21 protein-coding genes are annotated in these 21,820 nt (G+C 66.9%); 15 read left to right on the forward strand and 6 right to left on the reverse strand.

All coding sequences use genetic code 11. The annotated features are described in order from the left end of the window. The first annotated feature begins 10 nt into the window (after nt 1–10). Both CAL28_RS01160 and CAL28_RS01165 read left to right on the forward strand, forming a co-directional pair. The gene (locus tag CAL28_RS01160) at nt 11–1,051 is read left to right on the forward strand and encodes a GlxA family transcriptional regulator (protein WP_094839596.1); all 1,041 of its coding nucleotides are present in this window, start codon (nt 11–13) and stop codon (nt 1,049–1,051) included. A 120-nt stretch (nt 1,052–1,171) separates the two neighbouring features. Next, nucleotides 1,172–2,323 (forward strand): HPP family protein, encoded by a 1,152-nt coding sequence (locus CAL28_RS01165; RefSeq protein WP_094839597.1) that lies wholly within the window; start codon nt 1,172–1,174, stop codon nt 2,321–2,323. 37 nt (nt 2,324–2,360) lie between these two features. Here CAL28_RS01165 and CAL28_RS01170 read toward each other — a convergent pair whose 3' ends face one another. After that, nucleotides 2,361–2,792 carry a VOC family protein gene (locus tag CAL28_RS01170; RefSeq protein ID WP_094839598.1) on the reverse strand — a complete coding sequence of 144 codons (432 nt, stop codon included), beginning with the start codon at nt 2,790–2,792 and terminating at the stop codon, nt 2,361–2,363. A gap of 114 nt (nt 2,793–2,906) precedes the next feature. On the opposite strand from CAL28_RS01170, the gene CAL28_RS01175 reads away from it, so the two are divergent. Further along, on the forward strand, nt 2,907–3,671 hold the full coding sequence (locus CAL28_RS01175) for a GntR family transcriptional regulator (protein WP_254925948.1): 765 nt from the start codon (nt 2,907–2,909) through the stop codon (nt 3,669–3,671). 13 nt (nt 3,672–3,684) lie between these two features. Here the strand turns inward: CAL28_RS01175 and CAL28_RS01180 are convergent, their stop codons facing one another. Continuing rightward, complete coding sequence (locus CAL28_RS01180) at nt 3,685–4,419, reverse strand: ribonuclease activity regulator RraA (protein WP_094839600.1); 735 nt, start codon at nt 4,417–4,419, stop codon at nt 3,685–3,687. Between the two features lie 244 nt (nt 4,420–4,663). On the opposite strand from CAL28_RS01180, the gene CAL28_RS01185 reads away from it, so the two are divergent. Next, a complete protein-coding gene (locus CAL28_RS01185) occupies nt 4,664–5,779 on the forward strand; it encodes a VIT1/CCC1 transporter family protein (protein WP_094839601.1) in 1,116 nt (371 codons plus the stop codon). A gap of 93 nt (nt 5,780–5,872) precedes the next feature. Here the strand turns inward: CAL28_RS01185 and CAL28_RS01190 are convergent, their stop codons facing one another. Then, on the reverse strand, nt 5,873–6,193 hold the full coding sequence (locus CAL28_RS01190; protein WP_094840552.1) for a PsiF family protein: 321 nt from the start codon (nt 6,191–6,193) through the stop codon (nt 5,873–5,875). Nucleotides 6,194–6,382: 189 nt separating this feature from the next. On the opposite strand from CAL28_RS01190, the gene CAL28_RS01195 reads away from it, so the two are divergent. From CAL28_RS01195 to CAL28_RS01225, 7 genes are all read left to right on the forward strand, one after another. Beyond that, the gene (locus CAL28_RS01195; protein ID WP_254925949.1) at nt 6,383–7,126 is read left to right on the forward strand and encodes a helix-turn-helix domain-containing protein; all 744 of its coding nucleotides are present in this window, start codon (nt 6,383–6,385) and stop codon (nt 7,124–7,126) included. A gap of 123 nt (nt 7,127–7,249) precedes the next feature. Beyond that, nucleotides 7,250–8,014, forward strand: a complete 765-nt coding sequence (locus tag CAL28_RS01200) for an ABC transporter substrate-binding protein (protein WP_094839603.1) — start codon at nt 7,250–7,252, stop codon at nt 8,012–8,014. A gap of 34 nt (nt 8,015–8,048) precedes the next feature. Then, the gene (locus CAL28_RS01205) at nt 8,049–8,702 is read left to right on the forward strand and encodes an amino acid ABC transporter permease (protein WP_094839604.1); all 654 of its coding nucleotides are present in this window, start codon (nt 8,049–8,051) and stop codon (nt 8,700–8,702) included. 13 nt (nt 8,703–8,715) lie between these two features. Next, nucleotides 8,716–9,447: an amino acid ABC transporter ATP-binding protein gene (locus tag CAL28_RS01210; RefSeq protein ID WP_094839605.1), complete on the forward strand. Its 732-nt coding sequence runs from the start codon at nt 8,716–8,718 to the stop codon at nt 9,445–9,447. 9 nt (nt 9,448–9,456) lie between these two features. After that, nucleotides 9,457–10,791, forward strand: a complete 1,335-nt coding sequence (locus CAL28_RS01215) for an NAD(P)/FAD-dependent oxidoreductase (RefSeq protein WP_094839606.1) — start codon at nt 9,457–9,459, stop codon at nt 10,789–10,791. A gap of 147 nt (nt 10,792–10,938) precedes the next feature. Next, nucleotides 10,939–12,156, forward strand: coding sequence for an SAM-dependent methyltransferase (locus CAL28_RS01220; RefSeq protein ID WP_254925950.1), 1,218 nt, complete (start codon nt 10,939–10,941; stop codon nt 12,154–12,156). After that, the gene (locus CAL28_RS01225; protein WP_094839608.1) at nt 12,146–13,495 is read left to right on the forward strand and encodes an FAD-binding oxidoreductase; all 1,350 of its coding nucleotides are present in this window, start codon (nt 12,146–12,148) and stop codon (nt 13,493–13,495) included. Before CAL28_RS01220 ends, CAL28_RS01225 begins: the two co-directional genes overlap by 11 nt. A 679-nt stretch (nt 13,496–14,174) precedes the next feature. On the opposite strand, the gene CAL28_RS01230 is transcribed toward CAL28_RS01225, so the two are convergent. The 3 genes from CAL28_RS01230 to CAL28_RS01240 are packed head-to-tail and all read right to left on the reverse strand — an operon-like array spanning nt 14,175 to nt 17,240. Beyond that, complete coding sequence (locus CAL28_RS01230) at nt 14,175–15,140, reverse strand: ABC transporter permease (protein ID WP_094839609.1); 966 nt, start codon at nt 15,138–15,140, stop codon at nt 14,175–14,177. Beyond that, on the reverse strand, nt 15,127–16,089 hold the full coding sequence (locus CAL28_RS29940; RefSeq protein WP_094839610.1) for an ABC transporter ATP-binding protein: 963 nt from the start codon (nt 16,087–16,089) through the stop codon (nt 15,127–15,129). The genes CAL28_RS01230 and CAL28_RS29940 overlap by 14 nt, the downstream gene beginning before the upstream one ends. Further along, nucleotides 16,086–17,240, reverse strand: coding sequence for a COG1470 family protein (locus CAL28_RS01240; RefSeq protein ID WP_254925951.1), 1,155 nt, complete (start codon nt 17,238–17,240; stop codon nt 16,086–16,088). The genes CAL28_RS29940 and CAL28_RS01240 overlap by 4 nt, the downstream gene beginning before the upstream one ends. Before the next feature lie 554 nt (nt 17,241–17,794). On the opposite strand from CAL28_RS01240, the gene CAL28_RS01245 reads away from it, so the two are divergent. Genes CAL28_RS01245 through CAL28_RS01260 form a run of 4 tightly spaced genes read left to right on the forward strand, consistent with a single transcriptional unit; the run spans nt 17,795 to nt 21,819 of the window. Further along, nucleotides 17,795–18,553 (forward strand): ABC transporter permease, encoded by a 759-nt coding sequence (locus CAL28_RS01245; protein WP_094840553.1) that lies wholly within the window; start codon nt 17,795–17,797, stop codon nt 18,551–18,553. Between the two features lie 4 nt (nt 18,554–18,557). Next, nucleotides 18,558–19,634, forward strand: coding sequence for an ABC transporter ATP-binding protein (locus tag CAL28_RS01250; protein WP_094839612.1), 1,077 nt, complete (start codon nt 18,558–18,560; stop codon nt 19,632–19,634). A gap of 10 nt (nt 19,635–19,644) precedes the next feature. After that, nucleotides 19,645–20,544 (forward strand): ABC transporter permease, encoded by a 900-nt coding sequence (locus CAL28_RS01255; protein ID WP_094839613.1) that lies wholly within the window; start codon nt 19,645–19,647, stop codon nt 20,542–20,544. 27 nt (nt 20,545–20,571) lie between these two features. Next, a complete protein-coding gene (locus CAL28_RS01260) occupies nt 20,572–21,819 on the forward strand; it encodes a metal-dependent hydrolase family protein (RefSeq protein ID WP_094839614.1) in 1,248 nt (415 codons plus the stop codon). The last annotated feature ends 1 nt before the right edge of the window (nt 21,820 follow it).

Here is a 21,820-nt window from a genome sequence, read left to right on the forward strand (position 1 = left end):
TCGAGGAAAAATGACAGGCGATAGGCAGGACCCGAATGACGATGCATGGCCGGCGGATCGCCGCCTGGTGGTGATGCTGAGCTACCGTGGCGCGAACCTGCTGGATATCTCCGGCCCGGTGCAGGCGTTCGAGACCGCCGCAAGACAGGCGGTGGCATCCGGCGAATGGGCCGCCGCGCCTTACCGGACCGTCGTCGCGTCGGAGACCGGCGGACCGGTATTGACGGGCGCGGGGGTCGCGATCGACACCGTGCCGCTGGCCGCGCTGGACGGACGCGACATCGACACGCTGATCGCGCCGGGCGGCAGCCCGGACGGCCAGCCCGTGGCGGAACCCGCCCTGGTCCGCTGGATCGCTGGCCGGGCCGCGGCGGCCCGCCGGGTTTGCTCGGTGTGCACCGGCACCTTTCTTCTGGCCGAAGCCGGCCTGCTGCAGGGGCTGCGCGTGACCACGCACTGGCGCTGGGCGCAGCGCCTGCAGGCCATGTACCCCGGCCTGCTCGTCGATGCCGAACCGATCTTCATCCGCCAGGGCCGGATCTGGACGTCGGCGGGCGTGACGGCGGGCATCGACCTGGCCCTGGCACTGGTCGAGGCGGATCTGGGCCATCGCACCGCCCTGGCCGCGGCGCGCGACATGGTGATGTTCATCAAGCGGCCGGGCGGACAATCGCAGTTCAGTGTGCCCCTGCTGGCGCAGCATGGCGCGGGACAGGCGCAGTTCGCCGAACTGCATGCATGGATGGTCGCCCACCTGCACGAGGATCTGCGGGTGGAGCGCCTGGCCGAACAGGCCGGCATGGCGCCGCGCACCTTCGCGCGGGCGTATGCGGCGGCGGTGGGCCGTACACCGGCGAAAACAGTGGAATGCATGCGTTTCGAGGCGGCGTGCCGGGCGCTGGAAGCCAGTCCGGCTCCGCTGAAACGCATCGCGGCCGATACCGGGCACGGCAGCGAGCAGAACCTGCGCCGCCTGTTCCTGCGCCGCCTGCGCGTCACGCCGCAGCAGTACCGCGCGCGCTTCGCGCCGAACCACCCGATGCCGGCGTGAAGCCCGCATAAGCACATGCCTTCCAGGCATGAAGGACCGTGCTAGATTTGCCGGCTGCCCGCGTGCCATCCCGTTGGATTCCCTTTATCGATCAATCGGCGCGCGGCTTGGAGACGCCGCGTGTCGAGCTGGTTGAAGCATGGATTGAGCGCATTCGCGCCCGCGCCGCTTGGCGCCAGCGCACGCGATAAGTTCCTTGGCGCCGTGGGGGCGCTGCTGGGCCTGCTATGCACGGAATGGATCGCCCGCCACGCGCTGGGCGAGGCCAATCCGTGGTTCATCGCGCCGATGGGGGCGTCGGCCGTGCTGGCCTTCGCCGCGCCGGCCAGCCCCCTGGCGCAGCCCTGGTCGCTTATGGCCGGCAACGTCAGCGCGGCCTTGGTGGGCGTGTTTTTCGCGCAATGGCTGCCCGATCCCGGGCTGGCGGCCGCGTGCGCGGCCGCCGCCGCCATCGCGGTGATGTTCTCGTTGCGCTGCCTGCATCCGCCCAGCGGCGCCGTGGCGCTGACCGCCGTGCTGGGCGGCCCGTCCATCGCCAAGCTGGGCTATGCCTATGCGCTGTATCCCGTCGCGCTGAATTCCGCGGTGCTGCTGTGCATCGCGATCGTCTTCAATGGCGTGTTCCGCCGCAACTATCCCCACCGCCATGTCGGCATGGCGCCGGCCGCGCTGAACGCCGCGGCGGCCACCCGGCTGGGCTTCACTGGCGCCGATCTGGATGACGCATTGCGCAGCCATGGCCAGTTGCTGGACATCAGCAGGGAAGACCTGGCCGACATCGTCCTGGAAGCGGAGCGCCGTGCCAGCCTGAGGCGGTTCGGCGCTCTGGACTGCGGCCACGTCATGGCGAAGGACGTCGCGGTCGTGCGCGATGATGAAGCCTTGGACGTGGCGATGCGCCTGCTGGATCGGCACCGCCTTGCCGTCCTGCCCGTGGTGGACGGGCAAGGGAAATTGCTGGGATTGCTATCGCATGGCGATGCCGTTGCCCGCAAGGCGCGGCTGGAATTGGCGCCCGTGCCGGGCCTGGCGGGGCCGGCCCTGACCGTGCGCGATTGCATGCGTTCGGAGATCGCCTTCGCGACACCCGCGATGCCCGCGATCGAATTGGCCAAGCCCATGGCGCGCGGCATCGCCTGCGTACCGGTGGTCGATGACACGCGCATCCTGGTCGGCGCCATCTATCCGTCGCACCTGATCGATGCGCTGTACCAGATGACGCTGGCGTCGCCCGCGCCCGCCGCCATGCCCGCGCTGGACGTGGCCGCCTGAAGGGCGGCCCGGCCCGCGCGCCCGATACGTCCGGCGCCTAGCGCAGGACTTCGCCGTGCACGCCGGCGGCCAGCGTTTCGCTTTCCCAGCGCTTGCGCGGCACGACTTCGGCCACCGGGCCGCCCGGTGAACGGAACTTCACCGGCAGATGGCCGGGCTCGGTAAGGATTTCCCCGCCGTTTTCGGCGATCGACTTGATGAAGGCATCCAGATCGTCGACTTCCATGCCGATGTGATGGATGCAGGGCGAGGGGCCCGCGAATTCCGCTTCATCCGCGTCGGCCGATTCGTAGTGGATCAGCGTCAGGTCCATGTAGCCGTCGGTCAGGTGGCGCGAGATATGGTCGCCGCGCTTGCCCTTGCGCCGCACGGTATTGACGTGCGTGTAGCCGAATACGTTCTCGTAGAACGCGCTTTCCTTGTCCAGGTCTTCCACCCGGAAGGCGATGTGTTTGATGGGATTTGGCATTTTCGTCCTCCTTGGGGCGCATGCCGGCCGGCATGTCCTGCGGCCAGTGTAGGGTCGATGCTGAGGCACGGTCAAGCGAATCATTCGAATGATTCGAATTGATAAAATGCCGCCTTGCCCCTTCGTTCCATCCCCGCCATGCCCGCCAGCGCGCCGTCTTTCGACCAGCCCCTCTATGAAATCGTCCGTGCCGGCATCGTTGATCGCCTGCGCACGGGCGTCTGGGTCGCCGGCGATCGCCTGCCGCCGGAGCCCGAACTCGCCCGGCTGTTCGGCGTGGGGATCGGCACCATCCGGCGCGCGGTGGAACAGCTGGTGGCCGAACGCCTGCTGACGCGGCGGGCCGGCCGCGGTACCGAAGTGGCGCGCTTCACCGACGATCACGCATTCGATCTGTATTTCAACTATGTCGACGCGGCGGGAACGCCGGTGAAGGTGACGGCGGAACTGCTGTCTTTCGCCAAGGAACGCGCCACGGCGCGTTTCGCCGCCCTGTTCGGCATCGAGCGCGGCGGCTCGATCGTCCGCGTGGAAAACCTGCGGCGGATGGATGGCGTGCCCGTGATGCTGGACCGCCTGTGGATACCCACGAAGGTCTTCGCCGATCTATCGGCGCAGGACTTCGCGGCGCGGCGCGGCTCCATCTACGGCTACTACCAGGAACGCTATGGCGTCTCGGTGGTCCGCGTGTCGGAAGACCTGACGGCCGCGGAGGCCGACGATGTCGTGGCCGGTGCCTTCGGCCTGAAGCCGGGCGCGGCCGTGCTGCAGGTGGAGCGCACGGCTTATACCTTCCAGGACCAACCCGTGGAATTTCGCCGGCGCTATGTCGATACGCGCCACTGCGCGTATCGCAACGTGCGCGGCTTGCAGGACTGACGCGCGCCGGCCCTCAGGATTGCTTGGCGGCGCGTTGCGCGCGCCATGCCTGGTAGCGGGCCTGGTTGTCGGCGTTGGGGGGATACAGGCCCGGCAAGGGGGCGCCGCTTTCCACCTGCTCCATGATCCAGGTCTCCTGCTGTTCCTGTTCGACGGCGGCCTGCACCACCTCGTCCAGCAAGGCGTCGGGGATCAGTACCGCACCGTCGGCATCCAGCACGATGACGTCGTTGGGAAAGACCGCGACGCCGCCGCAGCTGATGGGTTCCTGCCAGCCGACGAAAGTCAGCCCGGCCACCGAAGGGGGCGCGGCCGCGCCGCGGCACCAGACGGGCAGTTCCGTGCCCAGGACCCCCGCGACGTCGCGCACCACGCCGTCGGTGACCAGCGCCGCCACGCCGCGCTTGCGCATGCGCGCGCACAGGATGTCGCCGAATATGCCGGCGTCGGTCACGCCCAGGGCATCGACAACGGCGATGCAGTCGGCGGGCATGGCTTCGATGGCGGCGCGCGTGGAGATGGGCGAGGCCCAGGAAGCGGGCGTGGCCAGGTCTTCGCGCGCCGGCACGAAGCGCAGGGTAAAGGCGCGGCCTACGATGCGTGGGCTGTCGCCGCGCAGGGGCGCGGCACCGCGGATCCAGACGTTGCGCAAACCTTTCTTCAGCAGGACCGTGGTCAGGGTGGCGGTGGTCACGTGGGACAGGGCCTGGACGATGCGCGGATCCAGCGGAACGGGTTGTGCGGTCATGGGGATTCCTGGAAGGGTTCGGTGCGGTGGCGGGCCGGGTGCCCACCCAACGATAGGCCCATCCAGCGCCGGCGGGCAAGTCGTTCCCGGCCGGCGGGGCCGTCGGGGACCGGCATGGCGCCCGCGTTCCTCGAGCTTGCCCGTGTCCGATTGATGTTGCGCAAGCCCTGCAATCCCAAATAACCTTCCCGGGCAGCCTCTCAGGCTTATGTCCCGCCAAACCGCACATCGAGGCATATCGACCATGGCCAAACCCAATGCCCTTCCGCGCTATCGCTCCAATCTTCAGGGCGAGGTCGACGGCGCGGCGATCTACGCGGCGCTCGCGGAGAGCGAAGCCGATCCCAAGCTCGCCGAGGTATTCCGCCGGCTCGCTGCCGTCGAACAGGCGCATGGCGATTTCTGGCGCAAGCGGATCGAGGCGCAAGGGGTGCAATTCCGTCCAACGCCTTCCGCGCGGGCACGTATCCTGGCGTGGCTGGCGCGGCGGTTCGGCCCCGCTTTCGTGCTGCCGACGCTGGCCGCGAACGAGACGCGCGATAGCGCCGCCTATGACGACCAGCCGGAAGCGCGGGGCGCGGGCCTGCCGGCGGACGAACGTTCGCACGCCCTTCTGATGCGCGCGGCCGCCGGCAAGGGCGGCCTCTCCGGCCCCACGCTGGCGCTGCTGGAAGGCCGCCATCGCGGTGGCGGCAACACGCTGCGCGCCGCGGTGCTCGGCGCGAATGACGGGCTGGTCTCGAACATGAGCCTGGTCATGGGCGTCGCCGGCGCGGCGGCCGCCCAGCAGACGCTGCTGCTTACCGGTCTGGCGGGCCTGCTCGCCGGCGCCTGTTCGATGGCGATGGGCGAGTGGCTATCGGTTACCAGCTCGCGCGAGCTCTATCAAAGCCAGATCGCGACAGAGGGAGAAGAACTGCGAGAGGTGCCCGACGAGGAGCGCGAGGAGCTGGTCCTTATCTACCAGGCCAAAGGCATCGCCGAACCGCAGGCGCGGGCGTTGGCGGACAAGCTGCTTGGCAATGAGGACACCGCGCTCGATACACTGGCGCGGGAGGAGCTGGGGATCGATCCCGATCAACTCGGGGGTTCCGCGTGGACCGCCGCGATTTGGTCCTTCCTGCTTTTTTCGGCGGGCGCCATCGTTCCCGTCGCGCCGTTCCTGTTGCTCTCCGGACGCACCGCGCTGGTTGCCAGCCTTGCCGCGAGCGGCCTGGCGCTGGCCTTCATCGGGGCGGGAACCAGCCTCTTCACGGGACGGGGCGCGCTGTTTTCGGCGGTGCGCCAGCTTATTATCGGCCTGGCCGCGGCCGGGATTACCTATGGAGCGGGCGCCATCGTGGGAACATCGATAGGCTGAAGCCTGTCGCCGTCAAAGCGCGCTTCGCGCCATGCCGGCGCCGCGCGCCGGGCAAGCGGATAGCACGGCCGGGTGGCGGTGCTATCGCCGTCCCTAGCCCTTCAGGCAGGTACTCATGAAGGCCTTGCGCTTGTCCCCTTTGAGCGATTGCTTGGTGGCCTCGGCATTGCAGTCTTTCATTTTCTGTTGTTGCGGCGTCAGCGTGGCCGCGGGCTTTTCGCCTTTCAGGCAGGCGCTCATCGCCGATTTGTAGGCATCCCCGGTCTTGCCTTTGTTGGCCGCGCTGCATTCGCTCATGCGCTGTTGTTGCGGGGTGGGGGTTTTGGCGGGCGCGGTGGTCTGGGCCAGGGCGGCGGATGCGCTCAATGCCATGGCGCAAGCCGCGGCGATCAACGTGCGATGTCGAAAAAGCATGATGTCCTCCGATACGAGGGCCGGCTGCGTGCCGTCTTGCATGCTCGCGCGACCGCCTTGCCGCCCCTGCACACGCCGGCGCATTCCGCCGGTGCCGCGATGATGTTCCAAAGCCGGTGCGGCCGCAAGGGGCAAGCGCGGGATGTCCCTAGGTTGTGGCCGGCGGTGGGCCACCACTAGCATTGAAAATTGCAAAATCGTGAAATTTTCATTCCCATGCCCGTATCGATCGCCACGCGGAAGCCGCCCGCATCGCCGGTCGCCCAGGCCGCGGCCCGTGCGCAGCCGGTGCGCCAGGTGCATTCGCTGGTGGATTTGTGGCTGGGAGAGCAACTGCGGCAATTGCGCAAAGGCCAGGGCCGGTCGCTGGCCGACGTCGCGCAGGCTTGCGGTATGTCCCTGGGCCTGTTGAGCCAGATCGAACGCGGCCTGAGCTCGATCTCCGTCAAAACGCTGCATGCGCTTTCGCGCGAGCTGAATGTGTCGCCCGATACGCTGCTGCGCAACTCGGAGTGGGACGAGACGGCGTCCGGCGGCAATGTCGAGCGCGCCGGCGCCCATCGCATGGTGCGCATCGACGAGAAAGGCATTGCCAAGGAAGTCGTCACGCCGCCCGCGGCGCGCACCATGGATCTGTGCCGCATCTCCATCGCCCCCGGCGGCTCCACCGGCGACGATCTGTTCGTGACTGACAAGGGCGAGCAGGTGGGCGTGGTGTTGAGCGGACTGCTGGAGCTGCGCATCGAAGACCGCGTCATGCTGCTGCGCGCGGGCGACAGTTTTTGCTATGCCAGCCGCACGCCCCGGCGCTGGCGCAATCCCGGCGATACCCGCACGGAAGTGATCTGGGCCATCAGTAATATCGCGGCCGATGCCGGCGAGGATGCCGGCGCATCGCCGCCCCGCCCGCGGGAAGGAAGGCGGCGGCGCTAGGCCGCCCGCCGCGGTATCGGCACAGGCATCGGGCAGCAAGGTATCGGCATAAACGTATCGGCAGCAACGTATCGGCAGCAACGTCACGCGGTTCCATTCCACCTCATCGAACAAGGACGACTCATGAAGCTAAGATCCATTGCCCTATCCGCCTTCGCCACGCTGTCGCTGGCCATGGCCGCCGGCGCCGTCGCGCAAACCACCGTGAAGGTCGGCTCCACGCCCACCGGCAGCCCCTTCACCTTCCTGGATACCAAGACCAACAGCATCGAAGGCGTGATGGTGGACATCATGAAGGCGGTGGGCAAGGAGACCGGGCTGAAGGTGGAAATCGAACCGATGGCGTTTTCCGCGCTGATCGGCTCGCTGCAGTCCAAGCGCATCGATGTGATTTCCGCGGCGATGTTCATCACGCCCGAGCGCCAGAAGGTAGTGGCATTCTCCGACCCGGTCTACACCTATGGCGAAGGCCTGATGGTGCCCAAGAGCGATACCAAGGAATACACGAGTTTCGCCGACATGAAAGGCATGACCGTGGGCGTGCAGGTCGGCACGGCGTTCGTCAAGCCCATCCAGGACAGCGGCGTTTTCAAGGAAGTAAAGCTGTATGACAATCCGCCCGACATGATGCGCGACGTCAATGCCGGCCGCATCCAGGGCGGCTTCATGGACTACCCGATCGCGGCCTATACGATCAATCAGAACACCAGCGGCGCCTTCGGCAATCTGCGCATGGTCAAGAGCTACAAGCCCGCCGTCACCGGCAGCGTGGGTATCGCGACCCGCAAGGACGACACCGCCTTGATGAACAAGATCGACACGGCGCTGAAGAAGCTGAAGAGCGACGGCACGATAGACGCCATCCTGAAGAAATGGGGCCTGGCCTGAAATCCGGTAGCCGTGGCCGAGAGGGGATAACACGATGATGGAATTTTTCCAGGATGCGAGGGAATACCTTCCCATCCTGTTGCAGGGCGCCAAGTTGACCATCCTGGTCACGGTGGGATCGCTGGCCTTGTCGACGGTGCTGGGCCTGGCGTGGGCCTTGATGCGGGTCTCCGGCATCAAGGCGCTGGCCCGGTTCAGCGCGGGGCTGATCAACGTGCTGCGCGGCATCCCCATCATCGTGCTGCTGTTCTACATCTACTTCGTCATGCCGGATGCCGGCATATCGCTGACGGCGGTGCAGGCCGCCATCATCGGCCTGGGCATCGCCTATTCGGCGTACCAGGCCGAAAACTTCCGCGCGGGTATCGAGGCGATCGATCGCGGGCAGATCGAGGCGGCCATGTCGATGGGCATGAGCTGGAGCCTGACGATGCGGCGCGTGGTGCTGCCGCAGGCGGTGCGCATCGTGCTGCCGCCCTACGGCAACATCATGATCATGATGCTGAAGGACTCGTCGCAGGCATCCACCATCACGGTGGCGGAACTGGCCCTGCAGGGCAAGCTGATCGCGGTATCGACGTTCAAGAACGCCACCGTGTTCACGCTGGTCGCGCTGATGTACCTGGTGATGTGCGTGCCGCTCATTCTGCTGGTCCGGCATCTGGAAAAGAGAAACGCCGCGAAATGAGGAAAGCCGACCGATGATTACGATGCGAGGCGTACATAAGCGTTTCGGCGCCCTGGAGGTGCTCAAGGGCATCGATGCGGAGATCAGCAAGGGGGAAGTGGTGTGCGTGATCGGGCCGTCCGGGTCCGGCAAGTCCACCATCCTGCGCTGCATCAACGGGCTGGAGCGCTACGAGGAAGGCGAGATCTCGATCGACGGCCAGCGGGTGGACTGCGACGCGGCGTCCATCGTGTCGATACGCACCCAGGTGGCCATGGTGTTCCAGCGCTTCAACCTGTTCCCGCATCGAACGGCGCTGGAGAACGTGATCGAAGGGCCGATCTACGTCAAGGGAGAACCGCGCAAACAGGCCACCGAGCGCGGCCGCGAGCTGCTGGCCAGTGTCGGGCTGGCGGACAAGGAGCACGCCCACCCGCCGCAGCTGTCGGGCGGACAGCAGCAGCGCGTGGCCATCGCGCGGGCGCTGGCCATGCAGCCCAAGGCAATCCTGTTCGACGAACCGACGTCGGCGCTCGATCCCGAACTGGTGGGCGATGTGCTGGGTGTCATGCGCAAGCTGGCGGACGACGGCATGACCATGGTCGTCGTCACGCACGAGATCAGCTTCGCCCGCGAAGTGGCCGACCGCGTGTTGTTCTTCGACGCCGGCGTGGTGGTGGAACAGGGCGCCGCGCGCGAGGTGCTGAACCACCCCAATCATCCGCGCACGCAGGATTTCCTGCGGCGCGTGCTGCATCCCATGTAAGGACTACGCATGTCGCACGATGCTTTCCTGGGAAACCACGCCGCGCCGTATCGCGGCGGGAAGGAACCGTTCCCCCTGTCGCCTTCGCTGTGGGCCGCGACGGCCGGCGCGCCACCCCCTACCGAGGCACTGGCCGGCGCCGCGCGTGCCGACGTGGCGGTGATCGGCGGCGGCTACGCCGGCCTGAGCACCGCCCTGCACCTGGCCGAGCGCGGTATCCAGGCGGTGGTGCTGGAAGGCCGCGAGATCGGCTTCGGCGGTTCGGGCCGCAACGGCGGCCAGGTCATCCCCGGCCTGAAATACGATCCGGACGAGCTGCTGTCGCGATATGGACCCGAGCATGGCGAGCGGGTCATCGACTTCGCCGGACGGACCGCCGATGTCGTTTTCGACCTGATCGAACGCCACGGCATGGATGTGCCGCGCGCGCGGGCGGGATGGATCCAGGGGGCGCATACACCCCAGGCGCTGGAAGTGGCGCACCGGCGGGCGGCGCAATGGGCCCGGCGCGGCGTCGACGCGCGTCCGCTGGACCGCGGCCAGGTGGCCGCCCTGCTCGGTACCGACAAATACCTGGGCGGCTGGCTGGACGGCCGCGCCGGCACCATACAGCCCCTGAGCTATGTGCGCGGCCTGGCCCGCGCGGCGATGAATGCTGGGGCAAGGGTGCACACCGGCAGCCCGGTCGTCTCCCTGAAGCGCGACGGCGGCAAGTGGATCGCCACCACGGCATCCGGCTCGACCGTCACCGCCGACCGCGTGGTGATGTGCACCAACGCCTATGGCGCGGATCTGTGGCCCGGGCTGAAGCCCTCCATCATCGATGCCAACACCTTCCAGGTCGCCACGCGTCCGCTGCCCGACGCGGTGCGCGCCGGCATCCTGCCGCAAGGCCAGGTGTGTTCCGACACCCGCAACCTGCTGCTGTATTTCCGCCTGGATCACCAGGGACGCCTGCTGATGGGCGGCCGCGGTCCTTTCCGGGAACCGCGCGGCGTGGCGGACTGGCGCCATCTGGAGCGTGTGATGGTGAAGATGTTCCCGCAGGTGGCCGGGGTGCCTTTCGAATTCCGCTGGTGCGGGCGCGTCGCCATTACGCGGGACTATCTGCCCCATTTGCACGAGCCCGCGCCCGGCCTGCTGATCGACATCGGCTGCCAGGGGCGCGGCGTGGGCCTGCAGACGGCGATGGGCAAGGCCATGGCGGACTATGTTGCGACCGGCGATGCCGCCGCCCTGCCGGTGCCGCTGTCGGAGATCCGGCCCTTCCCCCTTTACGGCTTGCGGCGCCTGTACGTGAATGCCGTGGTGAGCTGGTATCGGCTGACGGATGGCGGCGTATGAACTGGTAGCGACTTGTAGCCAGGTGGTACGTAAACCGCCCCTGAGGGGTGTTTGCCGTCACGCCGCCGCCGGGTAGAGTTGTCCAGGTGATTTCCTGTACTAACGACCCGACGGCCCGGGGGCCTACGCCGGGTAAAGGATTTCCGGATGGCGCTGTCTCTCGCTCTAAACGGTGCATTGGAAAACCTCAGTATGCTGGCCGGCTCGCCCTTCGCGGTGCAGATGCCCGGTGGCATCAGGCACGCCATGGGCACCGGCGATCCCGCCTTCACCCTGACGTTTCATACGCGGGCCGCCCTGGCGGCCACCGCGTTGCGCGGTCATATGGGATTGCTGGAGGCGTATTTCGACCAGCAGGTCGATGTCGATAACCTGGACGCCGCCCTGGCCGCGGCCATGTCCGGCGGCTTCGATACCCGCCCAAGGCTATTGAATCTGGCCGAAAACCGTTTGCACGAATTGCGGTATGCGAACAGCGACGTCGGCCGCGCCAAGGCGAACGCGCGCTTCCATTACGGACTGGGCACGCCGTTCTACAAGTCGTGGCTGGATGACGCCCTGATGATGTACACCTGCGGCTATTGGGACGAACATACGCGCACGCTGGAGCAGGCGCAGCGCAACAAGGTCGAACACGTGTGCCGCAAGATCCGGCTGTCGCCGGGCGACCGCTTCATCGATATCGGCTGCGGCTTTGGCGGTTTCATGTTCCATGCGGCGGAGCATCACCAGGCATCGGGCGTGGGCCTGAATACCACCACCGAGCAGGTGGACTGGCTGCGCGAGGAGATCGGCCGCCGGCAATTGGGCGGGCAGCTGGCGGTACGCGAGGCCGATTTCCGCGAGGTCGATGGGCAGTACGACAAGGTGGTGTCGATCGGTGTGCTGGAGCACGCGGGACGCGACCAGCTGCGCGAAGTGGTGCGCGCGCACGCGGATTTCCTGAAGCCGGGCGGGCTGGGGATGCTGCACTTCATCGGCCATGTGGGCCGGTTCGAGACCGAGCTTTTCATTCGCAAGCACGTGTTCCCGGGCGGCTGGATTCCGAGCCTGGCCGACGTCATCGTGGAGATGGAGCGGGCGGGGCTGGAGGTGGTGGATATCGAGAATCTGCGCCGGCACTACGCGCCGACCCTGGACGCCTGGGCGAGTCGCTTCGAAAGCAACTGGGAGACCATACGCGCGACGGATACGCGCCGTTTCGACGAGCGTTTCCGGCGCATCTGGATGACTTACCTGGTCGGCTGCGCGGAGATGTTCCGGCTGCCCAATGGTTATACACATTTGTTCCAGATCGTTTTCAGCAAGGGCAACATTACGCGGGCGAACTATCCCATGTCGCGCGCGCACCTGTATGACCGTTGACGCTTACGGCCGTCGCCTCGACGCATTGCGCGCGGCGCTGCGGCGCGCGCCGGATGGGTCCGGCGCGCCGCTGGGACTGGCCAAGCGGACCTCCAATCTGTTCCGCGATCGGTCGGAAGGCGCGAAGCGCCGCCTGGACCTGAGCGCGTTCACCCATGTGAACCGAGTCGATGCCGCCGCCGGGACGGTAGAGGTGGAGGGGCTGGCGACGTACGAGACGCTGGTGGATGCGACGTTGCCGCACGGGGTGATGCCGGCGGTGGTGCCGCAGTTGAAGACGATTACGGTGGGCGGGGCGGTAGCGGGCGTGGGGATCGAGGCGACGTCTTTCCGCCACGGGTTGGCGCACGACACGATGCTGGCGCTGGATGTGCTGCTGCCGCGCGGCGATATCGTGACTTGTACGCCCTATAACGAGCACCGCGATCTGTTCTACGGGTTCGCCAATTCCTACGGGACGCTGGGGTATGCGCTGCGGCTGGTGATGCGGACAATCCCCGTGCAGCCGTATGTGCGGGTGGAGCATGCGCGTTATGGATCGGCCGATGCGTTTTTCGATGCGTTGGCGCTGGCGTGCGATGGCGATGCCGATTTCGTCGATGGGGTGGTGTTCGGCGGCGATACGCTGGTGCTGAGTACCGGTCGGTTCGCGGCGCGCGCGGAGCGGGTGAGCGACTATACCTACGAGCATATTTACTATCGGTCGCTGTTGGAGAAGCGGGTCGATTATCTGAGTACTTACGGGTATCTCTGGCGATGGGATACGGATTGGTTCTGGTGTTCGAAAAATCTGGGCGCGCAGCATCCGTTGCTGCGGCGGCTGTACGGGCGGTCGCGGTTGAATTCGCGGACGTACACGCGGTTGATGCGTTTGAATTCGCGGCTGGGGCTGACTCGCGGGCTGGCGCGATGGCGCGGGGTGCATACGGAGTCGGTGATCCAGGATGTGGATGTTCCGATCGCGGAGGCGGGGCGGTTTTTGGAGTTCCTGCTGCGCGAGATCGGGGTGCTGCCGATTTGGGTGTGTCCGATTCGGGTGCCGGGTTCGCAGGGGAGTTTTACGCTGTATCCGGTGCGGCCGGGGGAGCTTTACGTCAATTTCGGGTTTTGGGATGTGGTGGAGAGCCGTGCCGCGCATCCGGTGGGGTATTACAACCGGCTGATCGAGCGGGAGGTGTTGCGGTGTGGGGGGATTAAGTCGCTGTATTCGGATGTTTATATGACTTGGGAGGAGTTCGAAGGGGCTTATGGGATGGGGGCGTATGCGGGGTTGAAGGCGCGGTATGACCCGGGGGGGGAGATGTTGGGGCTTTATGAGAAGTGTGTGGGGAGGGGGTAGGGGGGTTGTTGATGCTGTCCGTTGATGGCTGGCTGCCGTTGGCCGATGGCTTGTTGATCCCGTCCGGCGGGGGTGGTGCCTGTCGGGGCCAGCCCGATCGGCCGTCCCGGCGCCCGGGCGCCGGGCACCGCGTCGCTGATCTCGTCCGGCGGGCGTTGGGTTGTGGTGTCTTTGGCGAGGGCGTCCGCGCCTCGCCTTCCTTCGATTCCGCTCGCTCGGCCTCAACGGGCTGGCCCCGACAGGCACCACCCCCGCCGGACTCCGGTTTGCCTTAATCACGGGCGCTGCGACGATCTGGGTTCTTGCCCTTCGTGGCGGGTGCCTCTGCCGGTGGAAGATTTGCTGGTGCCCGCAGCATCGAGGCCGCCCTGCGCGGCCTCGATGCTGCTACGCGGTGGGGTTTGCGGGGGGCGGCGGTGCTGCTGTTGTGGTCTGCCGCTGCCGTGGCTACTGCTGCTGCTGCTACTGCTACTGCTACTGCTACTGCTACTGCTACTGCTACTGCTACTGCTACTGCTACTGCTACTGCTACTGCTACTGCTACTGCTACTGCTACTGCTACTGCTACTGCTGCTGCTGCTGCTGCTGCCACTGCCACTGCCACTGCTGCTGGCCCGCCATTGCCGCCATCGTTGTCGTCACCGCCGTCGTGCTCGCGGCGGCGGTGGCGCTTGCCGGATCAGGCGCGTACCTCCTGTCTTTGGAAGGCTACGTATGCCAGCGCGAAGAGCAGGATGACTGCGGCGATCAGGCCGACTGCCTCGGGCCAGATGATGCCCAGGCTTTGGCTTAGCGCGAGGGGGGTGCCCATGACGGCGCCTTCCAGCTGGTCCAGGAAGATGGGGCCCAGCGTGCGTGTCATGGGGCTGAGGACGCCGACGACCGATTCGCTGAATAGCTGCGTGGGCGATAGGCGCTGCAGGGCGTGTATCCATTGCAGGGTGTGCAGGTCGGGCTGCCCCAGCAGTTGGGATGCGAGGCTGGGCGGGGCGATGGCCTGGGCGATGGCGGGGGCGAGCATGGGCCAGAGCAGGGCCATGAATAGCCAGAGGCCCAGGGCGATGAGCGCCGATGTCGCGGCCGAGCGGAAGATGACCGAGAGCAGCATCGATACGGCCAGCCAGACGCCGGCGTAGAGCAGCGCGAGCGCCAGGAAAATGAGCGAGCGGGCGATTTCCGAAGCGCTGGGGGGCACGCCGAGCAGGAGCAGGCCCAGGCCGATGACGAGGAGCCACAGGCAGAGCAGGCAGATGGCGAGTGTGCCCAGGCCGGCCAGGAATTTGCCGAGCAGGAGCGCATCCCGGTAGATGGGCTGCGCGAGGAGGCGGCTCATGGTGCGTCTGCTGTATTCGCCGTTGATGGCGTCGAAGCCCAGGCCGATCGCGACCAGCGGGATAAGGAATCCCAGGATGGCGGCGAACGATGGCATGGGCGCGCGCGAGACGGTGAATAGCCGCAGGAAGACGAAGGGGTCTTCCGCCGTGGTGCTGCGTATTTGCGTGAAGGCGCCGTACAGCGCGGCGGCGGCGGTCAGGATGATGAGCCATTCCAGGACCCGCATGCGGGCGCTGGAAAGGTGGTCGGCGAGTTCTTTCAAGGCGACGGTGCCGACTCCCGTCCACGGCGAACCTTCACGCTGTCGCATGAGCGGCCTCCCCGGATTGCATGGCTTCGTTCTGGAAGAAGCGGTTGTAGATGGTGTCCAGGCTGGGCAGGTCCACGGAGAGCCGGCGCAGGTTGCCGCCGGCTTGCACGACGGCGCGGGCGGCGTCGGCGCGGACGTCGTCCTGGGCCAGGAGGCGGAAGCGATCGGGAGCGATGGCCTGTACGGCCTGGACGCCGGGTACGGCAGAGAGGTGTTCCAGGAGTGCCGGGCCGTCGGCTTCGACTTCCACCGTCGCACCGGCGCCCAATACCTGCCGCGCGAGTTCGGCGACGGTGCCCATGAGGGCGATGCGTCCGCCGCGGAATAGGGCGACGCGGTCGCAGACGCGCTGCATGTGGTCGAGCAGGTGTGAAGAGAGCAGTACGGTGACGCCGTCGGTTTTAAGCGAGCGGATCAGGTCGAGGAATTCTTCGGTCGCCTGCGGGTCGAGGCCGGAGGTGGGTTCGTCGAGGATGGCGACGCGGGCCTGCTTGACGACGATTTCCGCCAGTCCCAGGCGCTGCCGCATGCCGCGCGAGTACGTGGCGACGCGGTGGTCCGCGACGTCGGACAGGCGCATGCGCGCGAGGGCGGCATCGATGCGCCTGTCGCGTTCGGCGGCCGGCAGGCCGAGCAGGCGCGCGGTATAGGCAAGGTTGTCGCGGGCCGATAGCTGGTCGTAGAAGCCGACGGCGTCGGGCAGGTAGCCCAGCTGGCGCTTGACGGCCAGGGGTTCGCGCTGGGGGTCGCGGTCCATGACGCGCACCTGGCCGGCGCTGAGGTCCGTCAGGCCCAGGAGCATCAGGATGGTGGTGGTTTTGCCCGCGCCGTTGGGGCCGAGCAGGCCGAAGATTTCGCCGGCACCGACGGAGAACGAGATGTCGTTGACCGCCACCGCGGCGCCATAGCGCTTGGTCAGCCGCGTGGCTTCGATGATTGCGCCGTTCATCGCCGTCCGAACCTCGCGACGGCGCCCACCAGGATCAACAGCGCCACGGCGATGATGACCGCGCCGATGATGCCCCACAGGCTGGATGTGGAAACGGTGACCCGGAATTCTCCGGTCGCGCTCTGGCTTCCGGCGTTGGCGTTCAGGGTGGCCATGTAGTCGCCGGCCAGAGAGCGCGGCGAAGGGGTGATGTGCGCCTGGACTTCGACCTGCTGCCCGGCGGCGACGTGGGGGATGGTTTTGGGTTCGAAGTCGACACGCCATCCCGAGGGCGCCTGCGCGCTGAGTTGCACGGCATCGGCATCGGCGCCGCCGTCGTTGGCGACGATGACGGGCAGCGTGGAGGTTTTGCCGGCTTCGGCGCTGCCGCTCATCAGGCCGTCGCGGCCCGCGATGTGCAGGGCGGGCTGGCCGGTGATTTGCAGTTGCAGCGCGCTGGATGCCTGCACGCCGTCGGCCGAGGCGGTGACGCCGATGGGGTAGTCGCCCGGTTTGGCGCTGCCTGGCGGCCGCACGCTCAGTTTGACGTCCTTGGATTGGCCGGCCTTGATCGGCAGGGTGCTGATTTGCTGGCTGCCGTAGCCTTCGGTGAAGGTGGCGTCGAAGTACTGCGGCGTTTTGGCGTCGAGGGCGACGTTGAGATCCTTGCCGCTGTCGTTCTTTACCGTGAACTGGTAGTCGAAGGACGAGCGCGCGCCGCCTTTGATCGACGGCAGCGGCGTGTCGAGGGTGAGCTTGGCGGGCAGCTGTTTGGAGAGCATGACCTCGACCGGCAGTGTGACGTGCTGGCCGCTGCCGTCCGCGACGACGGTGAAGGTATGGGGCTGGGTGCCGGCGTCGGCGGGCACCGCCAGGCGCAATTGCAGCGAGACGGTATCGTCCGCGATCGCCATCGCCGCGCCGACCGGCTGGCCGCCGCCCAGCAGCGTGGCGGTCCAGCCCTTGGGGACATCCTGTACCTGCAGGTTCAGGCGTGCCGGCGGCAAGCCGAAGTTGCGCAGGCGCAGGTCGATCGTGGAGGTCGTGCCGGGTTGTACGGTGATGGCCGGATAGTCGGTCAGCAGGTAGAGCCCCTTTATGTCGCGCGCGTTCTGGGCGAATGCGCCGAAGGAAGCCAGCAGGGCGGCCACGCAGGCCAGACGGGATAACATTTTTCGCATAATCGGTCTGGAGCAGAGGGCCCGCGCGTTCCCTGCCCGCCGGATGAACGGCAATGCAAAGGACGGCTTGCGCGGGCGTGGTCGAACACGGATACCCGCGCGGGATCGCGCCTGTCCTGGCTTGCTATTCGTTCGCGGACCGGCGCGTCCCGTCGCGCGATGTAAGGGGCCGTCTTCGGGGGTGGGAAGTTCCTTCCTTAAATGCTACGGAAGGATACGTACTGGGACGGGGCAGCCCCGGTTCAGGGAAAACCTCAGGATCGCGGACCGGGGGTGTCACCGCGCCCATGTGCCAGGTAGTGACCGCGCGGCTATTGAGGTTAACCATTATTCCAACCGGCAGGCCAGCTTCCTAAGATGCGGGTTCCACCATCGACGTCGATGCTTTTTTCGCGAGACCTTGTCCGCCTTCGACGCGAGCTGCATTGAGGACACGCTTCTTGGCTACGACAGCAACTTCGGCCGTGGACGCGGGGCACGCCGCGGTCGGGCGCCGCAACCGCTTTCCGTGGGCCCGGCTCCTGCACCGGACCTTTGTCGCGCTGATGTACCTGTTCATGCTGTGCCCGCTGATCGTCGTGGTGTGGCTGAGTTTCTTCAAGGACGCGATTCTTTACTTCCCTCCCTCCGGCTATACGCTGCAGTGGTACGTCAAGGCCTGGGCCAACGATGCGTTCGCCAATGGCTTTGTCTTCAGCCTGCAGGTGGCGCTGCTGGCGGCCGTGTGCGGCGTCGCGCTGGGCGTGGCCGCGGCGCTGGGCCTGATGCGCTACCGCTTCGCCGGCGCGGGGCCGGTGAATGCCATGCTGCTGTCGCCCCTGCTGGTGCCGGGCATCGTGGCGGGTATCGCCATCTACCTGTTCTATCTGCGCGCGGAAAACCTGCTGGATCGCGACATCGTCGGCACGTACGGCGGGCTGGTGATCGCCCACGTGTGCCTGACCATCCCCTGGACGGTGCGCCTGGTCACCGCCAGCATGGCGGGACTGGATCCTTCCATCGAGGAGGCGGCGCGCAACCTGGGCGCCAGCGGCCCGGTGGCCTTCCTGCGCATCACGCTGCCCATGCTGCGGCCCGCGATCGTCGCCGCGGGACTGTTCAGTTTCATCGTGTCGTTCGAGAACCTGGAACTGTCGCTGTCGCTGGTGGGGCCGGGCCATACCACGCTGCCGATCGCCATCATGCAGTACCTGGAATTCAATCTCGACCCGACCATCGCCGCGGTGTCGTCCGTGCAGATCCTGCTGCTGGGGCTGCTCATGTTGGTGACCGACCGTTTCGTCAAACTCAGCCAGGTAGTCTGAACACATGGCCAAGGTGTCTTTGGAAAATCTGCACAAGCAGTTCGGCGGCTCGGTCGCGGTGGCCGACTTTTCGCTGGAAATCGCCGATGGCGAACTGGTCGCTTTCCTGGGCCCCAGCGGCTGCGGCAAGACGACCACCCTGCGCATGATCGCCGGCTTCCTGGCGCCTTCGGCCGGTACCATCCGCATCGGCGGCAAGGACGTGACGGACCTGCCGGTGCACAAGCGCGATACCGGCATGGTGTTCCAGCGCTATGCCCTGTTCCCGCACATGACGGTGGCGCAGAACGTCGCCTTCGGACTGGAGATGCACAAGATGCCCGCGGCCCAGCGCGATGGGCGCATCCGCGAGGTGCTCGATATGGTGCGCATGACGGCCTTGCGCGACCGCTATCCGCGCCAGCTGTCGGGCGGGCAACAGCAGCGGGTGGCGATCGCTCGGGCCCTGGCCATCCAGCCCAAGGTGTTCCTGCTGGACGAGCCGCTGTCCAACCTGGACGCCAAGTTGCGGCTGGAAGTGCGCGAGGAGATCCGCGCGCTGCAGCAGCGGCTGGGCCTGACCACGGTGTTCGTGACGCACGACCAGGAAGAAGCGCTGGCCGTGGCCGACCGCATGGCCATCATGCATGACGGCAAGGTGCAGCAGGTGGGTACGCCGGATACCTTGTACGAGCGGCCCGCGAATCGCTTCGTGGCGGACTTCCTGGGCAAGATGAATTTCTTCCGCGGCAGCCTGGCCGAGGACGGCGTGTTCGGCAGCGACCAGGGCGCGCGCATCCGTGTCGACGGCGGGACGCCCGGCGCCCGCCATGTGGGTGTGCGGCCCGAACGGGTGCGGCTGGCCGCGCAACCGGGCGGCGCCAATGCGCTGGCCGGCACGGTGGAATCCACGGTGTACCTGGGCGCCCAGCTCGAGGTGCGCGTCAAGCTCGAAAGCGGCGAGGCGATCGTCAGCCAGCTGTCCAACGGCTTCAGCCGGTCGGCGGATGCCGATGGCATTCCGCACGGCCGGCCGCCCCAGGCTGGCGCGCGGGTATATGCCTGCTTCGAGCCGGCGGATTGCGTGATGTTCGCGGATTGAGGCGGCGGTCATGAATTCATCGGCCAGCGCTTCGGCGCCCGTTTCCACCGCCGCGCGGCCCGTGCGCCTGGGCGCCGGGCTGGCGTTCCCGGCATCCCTGGTGGTGCTGCTGATCATCGTCGTCCCGCTGTTGCAGCTGGTGCGGTATAGCTTCAATCACTTCGATCCCGCCGATATGATGCAGGCGGCGTTCACGCTGGAGAACTACGCGAAGTTCTTCGCCGATCCCTACTATCGCGGTGTGTTCCTGACCACGGTTGGGGTGGCCGCGCTGTGCACGGTGCTGGCGCTGATCCTGGGCTTTCCCGTCGCCTATTTCCTGGCCCGGACGGACAGCCGCCACAAGAGCCTGTTCGTCATCCTGCTGGTGTTCCCCCTGATGGTGGGCAGCGTGGTGCGCGCGGCCGGCTGGATGGTGATACTGGGCAACGCCGGCATCGTCAATGCCGTGCTGAAGGGCCTGGGCCTGATCGAGCATTCCCTGCAATTGATGTACACGCCGACGGCCGTGGTCGTCGGCACCACGGCCGTGGTCATGCCGTACCTGATCCTGACGCTGCAAAGCGTCCTGGAGGGAATGGATTTCTCGGTGGAGGAGGCGGCGCGCAATCTGGGCGCGGGCTTCTTCACGACCTTTCGCCGGGTGGTACTGCCCATCGCCGCGCCCGGCGTCGCCGCCGGCACCATGCTCGTCTTCATCCTGTGCATGAACGCCTATGCGACCCCGGTGCTGCTGGGCGGTACCGGCCTGACCATGATGGCGCCGGCCCTGTACGACCAGATTACGCGGGCGTCGAACTGGCCTTTCGGATCGGCGATGGCGCTGATCCTGGTCTGCGCCACCCTGCTGATGGCCTTGCTGTCGAACTGGCTGATCCATCGCCGCTATGTGAAAACCATGGCGTCCTGACATCTTATCCTCCGCACGGAGCCCGATATGACCGCTTTTCTGTTCAAGAACGCCAACCTGCTGGATCCGGATGTCCCGGAACTGCGCGAAGGCATGCACGTGCTGGTGGAAGACGGCGCGATCAAGGAGGTCTCGGACCGTCCGATCGGCGCGCAGTCCGCGCGCGCGATCGACGTGCGCGGGCGCACGCTGATGCCGGGCCTGATCGACCTGCACGCGCATGTCATGGCGACGCAGCTGAACCTGAGCACGCAGGGCATGCTGCCGGACGCGCTGGTGATGATGCGTTCCGTGCCCATCATGGCGGCGATGCTGCGGCGGGGCTTCACGACGGTGCGCGACGCCGGCGGGGCGGGTTGGGGCCTGAAGTGCGCGGTGGAGGAAGGCACGGTGGTCGGGCCGCGGTTGTTCATTTCCGGGCGCGCCATCAGCCAGACCGGCGGGCACGGCGACCCGCGCCCGCGCTCGGACCATCTGCGCCCGATGAGTTTCTGCGGCTGCTGCTTCCGCGCCGGCGACATCGGCCGCGTGGCCGACGGTGTCGACGACGTGCGCAAGGCGGTGCGGCAGGAACTGCAGATGGGCGCGGACCAGATCAAGATCATGGCGTCGGGCGGCGTGGCGTCGCCCACGGACCCGATCGCCTCGTTCGGCTATTCGGAAGACGAGATCCGCGCCATCGTGGACGAGGCGCGCGGCCGGCAGACCTACGTGCTGGCGCATGCATACACGGCACAGGCCATCGGCCGCGCCGTGAAATGCGGCGTGCGCACCATCGAGCACGGCAACCTGATCGACGACGACACGGCCGCCGTGATGGCCACGCATGGCGCCTATGTGGTGCCCACCCTGGTTACCTACGAGGCGCTGGCCAACGAAGGTGCCGACTACGGCCTGCCGCCCGACAGCGTCGCCAAGATCGCCACGGTACGCACGGCGGGCCTGCACTCGCTGGAGATCTACAAGCGGGCCGGCGTGAAGATGGGTTTCGGATCGGATCTGCTGGGGCCGTCGCAACGGCTGCAGAGCGACGAATTCCGCCTGCGCGCGCAAGTGCTGACGCCGCATGAAGTCATCCAGAGCGCGACCAGCGTCGCCGCCGAAGTCCTGCGCATGGACGATCGCCTGGGCCGCATCGTGCCCGGGGCGATCGCCGACGTCCTGGTGGTGGACGGCAATCCGTACAAGGATGTGTCCTGCCTGCTGGGCCAGGGCGACCATATTCCGCTCGTCATGAAGGACGGGAAAATCTTCCACGACGCGATGGAGGCCTGAA

It is taken from the genome of Bordetella genomosp. 11, from assembly GCF_002261215.1.
Lineage (GTDB): Bacteria > Pseudomonadota > Gammaproteobacteria > Burkholderiales > Burkholderiaceae_B > Bordetella_C.

Excerpts from the sequence above, each read along its gene's own strand:
- CAL28_RS01245 (WP_094840553.1), top strand. The coding sequence starts at position 17,795 with ATGTACCTGTTCATGCTGTGCCCGCTGATCGTCGTGGTGTGGCTGAGT.
- CAL28_RS01210 (WP_094839605.1), top strand. The coding sequence starts at position 8,716 with ATGATTACGATGCGAGGCGTACATAAGCGTTTCGGCGCCCTGGAGGTG.
- CAL28_RS01190 (WP_094840552.1), bottom strand. The coding sequence starts at position 6,193 with ATGCTTTTTCGACATCGCACGTTGATCGCCGCGGCTTGCGCCATGGCA.
- CAL28_RS01215 (WP_094839606.1), top strand. The coding sequence starts at position 9,457 with ATGTCGCACGATGCTTTCCTGGGAAACCACGCCGCGCCGTATCGCGGC.
- CAL28_RS01255 (WP_094839613.1), top strand. The coding sequence starts at position 19,645 with ATGAATTCATCGGCCAGCGCTTCGGCGCCCGTTTCCACCGCCGCGCGG.
- CAL28_RS01230 (WP_094839609.1), bottom strand. The coding sequence starts at position 15,140 with ATGCGACAGCGTGAAGGTTCGCCGTGGACGGGAGTCGGCACCGTCGCC.
- CAL28_RS01260 (WP_094839614.1), top strand. The coding sequence starts at position 20,572 with ATGACCGCTTTTCTGTTCAAGAACGCCAACCTGCTGGATCCGGATGTC.
- CAL28_RS01220 (WP_254925950.1), top strand. The coding sequence starts at position 10,939 with ATGGCGCTGTCTCTCGCTCTAAACGGTGCATTGGAAAACCTCAGTATG.
- CAL28_RS29940 (WP_094839610.1), bottom strand. The coding sequence starts at position 16,089 with ATGAACGGCGCAATCATCGAAGCCACGCGGCTGACCAAGCGCTATGGC.
- CAL28_RS01250 (WP_094839612.1), top strand. The coding sequence starts at position 18,558 with ATGGCCAAGGTGTCTTTGGAAAATCTGCACAAGCAGTTCGGCGGCTCG.
- CAL28_RS01185 (WP_094839601.1), top strand. The coding sequence starts at position 4,664 with ATGGCCAAACCCAATGCCCTTCCGCGCTATCGCTCCAATCTTCAGGGC.
- CAL28_RS01180 (WP_094839600.1), bottom strand. The coding sequence starts at position 4,419 with ATGACCGCACAACCCGTTCCGCTGGATCCGCGCATCGTCCAGGCCCTG.
- CAL28_RS01160 (WP_094839596.1), top strand. The coding sequence starts at position 11 with ATGACAGGCGATAGGCAGGACCCGAATGACGATGCATGGCCGGCGGAT.
- CAL28_RS01205 (WP_094839604.1), top strand. The coding sequence starts at position 8,049 with ATGATGGAATTTTTCCAGGATGCGAGGGAATACCTTCCCATCCTGTTG.
- CAL28_RS01240 (WP_254925951.1), bottom strand. The coding sequence starts at position 17,240 with ATGTTATCCCGTCTGGCCTGCGTGGCCGCCCTGCTGGCTTCCTTCGGC.
- CAL28_RS01200 (WP_094839603.1), top strand. The coding sequence starts at position 7,250 with ATGAAGCTAAGATCCATTGCCCTATCCGCCTTCGCCACGCTGTCGCTG.
- CAL28_RS01170 (WP_094839598.1), bottom strand. The coding sequence starts at position 2,792 with ATGCCAAATCCCATCAAACACATCGCCTTCCGGGTGGAAGACCTGGAC.
- CAL28_RS01225 (WP_094839608.1), top strand. The coding sequence starts at position 12,146 with ATGACCGTTGACGCTTACGGCCGTCGCCTCGACGCATTGCGCGCGGCG.